General features: G+C 45.8%; 8 protein-coding genes. 4 read left to right on the forward strand and 4 right to left on the reverse strand.

All coding sequences use genetic code 11. The features are described from left to right. Window positions 1-44: 44 nt before the first annotated feature. From ACTF7Q_RS09775 to ACTF7Q_RS09785, 3 genes are read right to left on the reverse strand one after another with little or no spacing between them, the layout of a single operon-like run. Window positions 45-479: an HIT domain-containing protein gene (locus tag ACTF7Q_RS09775; RefSeq protein ID WP_438997649.1), complete on the reverse strand. Its 435-nt coding sequence runs from the start codon at window positions 477-479 to the stop codon at window positions 45-47. Between the two features lie 28 nt (window positions 480-507). After that, window positions 508-1,551 (reverse strand): aldo/keto reductase, encoded by a 1,044-nt coding sequence (locus tag ACTF7Q_RS09780; RefSeq protein WP_438997650.1) that lies wholly within the window; start codon window positions 1,549-1,551, stop codon window positions 508-510. Between the two features lie 13 nt (window positions 1,552-1,564). After that, the gene (locus tag ACTF7Q_RS09785) at window positions 1,565-2,563 is read right to left on the reverse strand and encodes an aldose epimerase family protein (protein ID WP_438997651.1); all 999 of its coding nucleotides are present in this window, start codon (window positions 2,561-2,563) and stop codon (window positions 1,565-1,567) included. A 189-nt stretch (window positions 2,564-2,752) separates the two neighbouring features. Between ACTF7Q_RS09785 and ACTF7Q_RS09790 the strand changes: the two genes are divergently transcribed. Genes ACTF7Q_RS09790 through ACTF7Q_RS09805 form a run of 4 tightly spaced genes read left to right on the forward strand, consistent with a single transcriptional unit; the run spans window position 2,753 to window position 6,553 of the window. After that, window positions 2,753-4,072 (forward strand): NAD(P)/FAD-dependent oxidoreductase, encoded by a 1,320-nt coding sequence (locus tag ACTF7Q_RS09790; RefSeq protein WP_438997652.1) that lies wholly within the window; start codon window positions 2,753-2,755, stop codon window positions 4,070-4,072. Continuing rightward, window positions 4,072-4,857, forward strand: a complete 786-nt coding sequence (locus ACTF7Q_RS09795; RefSeq protein ID WP_438997653.1) for a DUF1365 domain-containing protein — start codon at window positions 4,072-4,074, stop codon at window positions 4,855-4,857. Before ACTF7Q_RS09790 ends, ACTF7Q_RS09795 begins: the two co-directional genes overlap by 1 nt. Window positions 4,858-4,870: 13 nt before the next feature. Next, entirely contained in the window at window positions 4,871-6,061 is a 1,191-nt protein-coding gene (locus tag ACTF7Q_RS09800) for a class I SAM-dependent methyltransferase (RefSeq protein WP_438997654.1), read from the forward strand. A 36-nt stretch (window positions 6,062-6,097) separates the two neighbouring features. Beyond that, window positions 6,098-6,553, forward strand: a complete 456-nt coding sequence (locus tag ACTF7Q_RS09805) for a DUF3833 family protein (protein WP_438997655.1) — start codon at window positions 6,098-6,100, stop codon at window positions 6,551-6,553. On the opposite strand, the gene ACTF7Q_RS09810 is transcribed toward ACTF7Q_RS09805, so the two are convergent. Continuing rightward, window positions 6,537-6,861 (reverse strand): nuclear transport factor 2 family protein (locus ACTF7Q_RS09810; RefSeq protein ID WP_438997656.1); only part of this gene is annotated, 325 nt, incomplete at its 5' end. The genes ACTF7Q_RS09805 and ACTF7Q_RS09810 overlap by 17 nt on opposite strands.

The following is a 6,861-nucleotide window of genomic DNA, read 5'->3' on the forward strand; positions in this document are numbered from 1 at the left end:
CTTAGCCCAGATATCAACAGGACATATTTTATATATATAATTCATCAATTTTCCTGAAACATATCCATGATTTTATGAACAAGCTGCCGCCGTTGATTGATGGTATCTTCGTCAAGTTTAATAGCGCTACCCATGCCCCATACAGGCGCTGGCCATGCCGCGTCATCCGGGTGCCGTCCAACAATATGTAGATGAAGCTGGTTGACTATATTGCCGATAAGTGCCGTATTGATTTTGGCGATCGCTGGCACATGCGGCATTGGCGTGGTTTTAATGCCGGCGCCTATCGATGCGGCTAGTTGCATCAAAAGTTGTTGTTTCTGTGCTGGCAGATCATGTAATTCCGTCACATTGGCAATTTCCGGCACTAATAAAACCCAGACATAACGTGCATCATTCATGACCCTTATCTGAATGTCATCATAACTTGTGACAAACAGGCTATCGGCTTCAAGTCGGTTATCGAGGCTAAAGGGCATGGTTTTGCAATCGTGACAAGCTATTGGCTTAATAGGGCATTGGATGTTTGCGGAAAGTGGCCTGAATTTCAGCCATGACTTCGTCAGATAGCACTAGGTCGGCGGCACCCAGAATGGTTTCTAACTGGTCCATGCTGGTGGCACCAATAATTGATGAAGCCATAAAAGGTCGTGTCAAAGTCCAGGCAATCGCCATCTGGCAAAGATCAAGCCCGTGGCGGTTAGCTATGTCGCGGTAGGCATCAAGCGCTGGCCATAAATGTTCATTTATACGTCCCCCCAGACTTTCATTAAGTGACCGGCGGGAACCAGCTGGCGTTACATCGGGTGCATATTTGCCTGAGAGAAGACCCGCAGCCAGAGGTGAAAATGCCAGCAAGCCAATATCTTCATTATGAACCGTTTCAGACAAGTCTGTATCAAACATCCGGCAAAGCAGACTATATTCGTTTTGGATGGCTACCATGCGAGGCAGGTCGTGCTGTTCGGACATCCGTATCCATTGGCTGGTGCCCCATGCACTTTCGTTCGACAATCCGAATGCACGGATTTTACCCTCGTTTTTTAGTTCCTGTAAGGTCAGCAAAACCTCATACATATGCGCAAGCGTTTCTTCTTTGTTTTGATGCGTGGGGTCATATGTCCAATTCTGGCGGAACATATATGAACCACGATTTGGCCAATGAAGCTGGTATAAATCAATATAGTCAGTTGCCATTGATGTTAGCGACGCCTCAACGGCAAGCTTTATTGTTTGGGGTGAGATGGGGGCACCATCACGAACATTGGCATAACCAGCTCCAGCAACTTTAGTAGCTAGCATCACATCCTGGCGTCTGCCGCTTGCTTTTACCCATGCGCCGATAACGCGCTCTGTGTCGCCTTGCGTTTCCTTGGATAGCGGCGTCGTTGGGTACATTTCAGCCGTATCAATAACATTCACCCCATGGTCGAGTGCCATGTCAATTTGCTCTGCGCCTTCGGCAACCGTATTTTGAGTGCCCCACGTCATTGATCCAAGGCAAATCATGCTGACATTCAAATCAGACGATCCAAGCTTTTTATAGCGCATTTTTATTCCTCTCTTAAGTAATCGCGAAACGGAAACTACTTTTTTGATGATAATGAGTATCAGGATAAAGTGAAATTGACGGAAAATGGGGGTGGTTTGGCGCGTCGGGCCATAATTGCGGTTCAAGACAAAGCCCCGAATAGGGGCCATTCAGTCGACCATCCAATCCGGGAACTGGCGGGCCAAGCTTATGTCCAGTATATAGCTGAAGTCCAGGCTCAGTGCTAGCCACCTGCATCATAATTCCTGAATGTGGGCTTTTTACAGTCGCTACGGGTCGGATGGGTGCCTTGCTTGTGCCAAGGCAGTAATTGACGTCATAACTACATGGATCGCTGGCGCCAATCTGTCGTGCTGTGCGGAAATCATAAATGGTGTCGGTGACATCGCGTATTTCACCTGTCGGAATAAATTCCGCATCACAAGGTAAATAGGCGTCAGCATGAATTTGTAATTCATGCCCGCGAATGTCTCCTGAATTATCAAGACAGAAATAACTATGATGTGCCAGATTGCAAAAGGTGGGCGCGTCGGACTTTGCATCAAGCGTAACGACCAGCTCATTGCCAGGCTGAATTTCGTAACGGCAGGTGACGTCAAGCGCGCCTGGAAAGCCCATCATGCCGTCGGGATCGTGCAAGGCCAGTTCCACAAAATCATGTCCATGATCGCGAATGTCCCAATCGCGCGTCCCAAATCCATCTTTACCGCCATGCAGACTATGCTTGCCCAGAAAATTAGTGTCGCTGTAAAAGCTCAGACCATCAATGTTTCCATGCCCGTTAGCAATACGATTGGCAACGCGTCCAACTATGGCACCATAATATGGCGAATAACGGGGGTAATGTTTGAACTTGCGAAACCCCAAAACCAATGGTGCGTCATGCCCCAATAGGCGTAAATCCTGAACCACCGCACCCCATGTCAGAATCGTTGCCGAAAGCCCGTCTCGCCATATATCAATCGATTGAACTTCACAATTTTGACGGGAAATACCGATAGATCTGATCATTGATTTGCAAAAGCCCTTTCAAAACCAATGTTATTAATGCGCACCGTGATAAAATATCGCAACTATAACGCTGTCACATTGATAGAATTTGATATCATGTTTGTGTAACTATGTTAATAATCAGTTAAATAACCACCTGATAAGGTCATATTTTATCCACTATATCAGAATTGAAATGGGGTTTTTTGAATGCGGATTGCCGTTATTGGGTCGGGTATTTCTGGGTTAGGCTCAGCATATCTTCTAAAGGATCACGCTGATGTTCACGTCTTTGAAAAGGCATCGCGTCTAGGTGGTCACAGTCATACTGTTGACGCTGACTTTAATGGTGTAAAGGTGCCGGTTGATACAGGTTTTATCGTATATAATCCTCTAAATTACCCTAATCTTATCAATCTTTTTTCTGTTCTTGACGTGCCAACGCAAAATACGGATATGTCCTTTGCTGTTTCGCTTGCAGATGGACAATCTGAATATGAAGGATCAATCAAAGGATTGCTGGCACAACCTTCTAATTTGTTGCGTCCGCGCTATTGGTCAATGCTGTCTGATCTAGTACGCTTTTATCGCACTGCACCACGCGATGCCTATAACGGTCCAGAAAATGAGACCCTTGGCGCTTTTATCATACGTCAGAAATATGGGGATGCCTTTGTTACCGATCATTTGCTGCCAATGGGGGCGGCGATCTGGTCATGTTCGTCGCATATGATGAATGCGTTTCCTGTTCGTTCATTTATGCGTTTTATGGAAAACCATAAGCTACTAAATTTTGTAGATCGCCCTCAATGGCGCACGGTGCTGGGTGGTTCACGCGAATATGTCACCAGAATACGCAAGGCGTTGGGTGATAAGGTGCATTGTGATGTTAACATAACATCACTTCGGCGTGCCAATGGCGGTGTCATGCTTTCGATAAAGGGGCAAGGTGATCTTTGGTTCGACAAGGTCATTATGGCAGCACATGCTGATGAGTCGCTTGCCTTGATCGCTGATCCTACTGCCAATGAACGCGATATTTTATCCGCCTTTCAGTTTCAACCTAATCGAGCTGTGCTACATTCAGATGCCCGTTTAATGCCGCGCCGGAAAGCGGCTTGGGCTGCTTGGAACTATATTGCGTCCAAAGGCGGGTCTGGGACAGAACGCCCGGATAATCTATGTTTGACTTACTGGATGAACCGTTTGCAATCGATCGATATGAAATACCCTTTATATGAGACGCTAAATCCGCATATTGAACCGGATCCAGACCTTGTTCACGGAGAATTTATCTATCATCATCCAGTGTTTGATGATGCCGCGATTAAGGCGCAACCAAGGCTGGCAGATATTCAGGGTATAAATAATCTGTTTTTTGCTGGTGCCTGGACTGGATATGGATTTCACGAAGACGGATTGAAATCAGCATTGGCCATCGCCAAAACACTGGGTGCGTCAATACCATGGCATAGCGAAGTTTCCCCGTTTGCAGTCCCCAACGACATGGCGTCTCAGGTTGGTGCTTGATGTCCGATTGCCGACTTGTCATTTCGCAAATTGACCATACGCGGCACGGCAAACCATCTCATTTCTTGAGCCGTAAAGGGTTATCTTTGTGGCTGGATCTTGATCAACTCGACAGAGTTAACCGCATGTCAGCGTTGTTTAGTGTTGATAAATTTAATCTATTATCATTTCACCAGCGGGATCATGGTGTTAATTTCAAGTCTAGGGAAGTATTGGTGAAGCTGTCAGATTATGCACGCGCCAGAGCCACCGAACTTTGCCCTGGCGAAGACATGAAATCAGTTCATTTGCTGACATTTCCCCGCATATTCGGCTTCGTATTCAATCCGGTTTCAGTTTATGTCTTGTGCGATAAATCAGGTGCCGAGCGTGTCCATATTTATGAAGTACGTAACACTTTTGGTGATATACATTCCTATATCGGCAAGGTCACTAGTAGCCACACAGTAATGGTGGCTGAAAAGCGCCTGCATGTTTCGCCCTTTTTTGCTAATAGTGGATATTATAGGCTCAAAATACGCGTTATTGGAGACCGAATGCGGCTGCTTATGCGTTATATGCAAGGTGAAAAAGTTGCTCTAACGGCTACCTTTCGTGGCGAAATGTGTGACCTATCTAATAAAACAATACTCAGTGGGCTGTTTTCGACTGGACAATGGCCACTTCGCCCGCTTCTATCGATACATGTCGAAGCCTTTAAGCTATGGTTAAAAAAAGTGCCTTTCTTCTCAAGACCTGATCCCCCAGGCAAATGGTCACAAGCCAAAGATATCGGAAAAAGTTAAGGAGTTCTAATTTATGTTTTCCGAATTCATATATAAAAAACAGGTTCAACTGTTTCTTGCCATTCTCAGTCGTCTTGAATGTGGAAGTCTGACATTGACGCTACCGGATGGTCAAATACATAGTTTCAAATCTGCAAAGGCTGGCCCTGATGCTGATCTTCGGCTGCACACACGCGCTGCTTTATCGCGTATTATGCGCGATGGGAAGATGGGGTTTTGCGAAGCAATCATGGATGGGGATGCTAGCAGTAGCGCATTGCCCGCTTTGATTGAACTCGCAGTTCACCATGATGAAGATATGGATGTTCAACTAAAACCAAATTTTATCAGGAAATGGGCTCTACGCGCGTTTCACCTTGGGCGCAGAAATAGTAAAAGCGGCTCGGCCAAAAACATTTCACATCATTATGATTTGGGTAATGATTTTTATGCACATTGGCTTGATCCCACAATGACATATTCATCTGCGGTTTTTGAAGATGATTCTGATGATCTAACGAAGGCGCAGATCAATAAATATCAAAAACTTGTCGAAATGGCTGATATTCAACCCGACGATCATGTTCTGGAGATTGGGTGTGGTTGGGGTGGTTTCGCCAAATATGTCGCCTCAACGGTCGGCGCACGCGTTACTGGCATCACGATCTCAAAAGAACAATTTGAATTTGCCACGCAAAGTATTGATGCGGCAGGTCTAGGCGGCAAAGCAGACCTTCAGCTTGTTGATTATCGCGATCTCACGGGTAAATTTGATAAAATTGTTTCGATTGAAATGTTCGAAGCTGTGGGCGAGGCGTATTGGCCAACCTATTTTGATGCGGTTTCAAAATTGTTGAAAAAAGGGGGGCGTGCGGCGATTCAATCCATCACCATCGACCATAAATCTTTTCACGCTTACAAAAGTCAGCCTGATTTCATCCAACGGTATATTTTCCCTGGCGGCATGCTGCCTTCATTACCTATGCTTGATAAACCATTGAATGATGCGGGTTTGCAGCTGGTTGAAGAAAAAGGTTATGCCCAGCATTATGCCCGCACTTTGGCAGAATGGCGCGAACGCTTCAATCTGGCCTGGCCTACCCTGGCTGAAGATAAATTCGATGAGCGTTTCAAACGTATGTGGGAACTTTATTTGGCCTATTGTGAGGGTGGTTTCCGCGCTGGCATGATTGATGTGAAACAGATGTTGTTGATGCATCGCTAATGGCTAAAACATATAAATGAAGATGCAGGATCAGGCGTGAGTATCGATATACCTACATTTTTGCCCGAAGACTATTTTGATGGGCAGTTAGCTGCTTTTGGCATGTTCATTGATCGTTTTGGCACTGTCCAGCGACAGTTTCGCGTCACTATTGAAGGCCGCCGCACGGATGATGGCTTTATTCTTGATGAATATTTTGTTTATGATGATGGTGCGTTAGAAACCCGCCAATGGATCGTGACCGCATGTGATGACGGCCTTTATCGCGGTGAATGTGCTGATGTTCTGGGGCATGCGACGGGTCGTTTGACTGATAATGTTTTGAGTTGGCGTTATAAATTCAATCTGCCAATGTTTGGCCGCAAGGTCACGGTCCTGTTTGACGATGTCATGGCGTTGCAGGATGGGTCGGTTATGGTCAATCGCGCAAAAGTCTCGAAATGGGGTATTTTGCTTGGTGAAGTGCTAATCACCTTCAGACCGGTATCTTGAAAAGGCGCAATATTGGACGCATTAGGATCTTAATCATAGGCAACTTTGCCAGTAGCTGGCTAGCGCTGTCCCAATGATCAATATGTGCGGTTATCAATCCATCTCCGCCAATATGAATCTCGCTCATACCTGACAGGAACAGGGCTGATTTAGGCCAGCTTTTCAATTTGGCGGTCATCTCCCATCGTAAATATGCTAGCTGATCCGAATAAGCGATATCCGTAACGGTAAAACGCGGATCATCGCAGGTTTGAAACATATGTTCAAAAATGGCGCCAAAACTGTCTTTAGACTGAACATCATTGAAT

Origin of the sequence: Puniceispirillum sp. (SeqCode), assembly GCF_965657105.1 — a bacterium.
In the GTDB taxonomy this organism is placed as follows: domain Bacteria; phylum Pseudomonadota; class Alphaproteobacteria; order Puniceispirillales; family Puniceispirillaceae; genus Puniceispirillum.

Bases quoted from the DNA above. Each gene is read 5' to 3' on its own strand.
- ACTF7Q_RS09785 (WP_438997651.1), bottom strand. From the start codon at position 2,563: ATGATCAGATCTATCGGTATTTCCCGTCAAAATTGTGAAGTTCAATCG.
- ACTF7Q_RS09795 (WP_438997653.1), top strand. From the start codon at position 4,072: ATGTCCGATTGCCGACTTGTCATTTCGCAAATTGACCATACGCGGCAC.
- ACTF7Q_RS09790 (WP_438997652.1), top strand. From the start codon at position 2,753: ATGCGGATTGCCGTTATTGGGTCGGGTATTTCTGGGTTAGGCTCAGCA.
- ACTF7Q_RS09780 (WP_438997650.1), bottom strand. From the start codon at position 1,551: ATGCGCTATAAAAAGCTTGGATCGTCTGATTTGAATGTCAGCATGATT.
- ACTF7Q_RS09800 (WP_438997654.1), top strand. From the start codon at position 4,871: ATGTTTTCCGAATTCATATATAAAAAACAGGTTCAACTGTTTCTTGCC.
- ACTF7Q_RS09775 (WP_438997649.1), bottom strand. From the start codon at position 479: ATGCCCTTTAGCCTCGATAACCGACTTGAAGCCGATAGCCTGTTTGTC.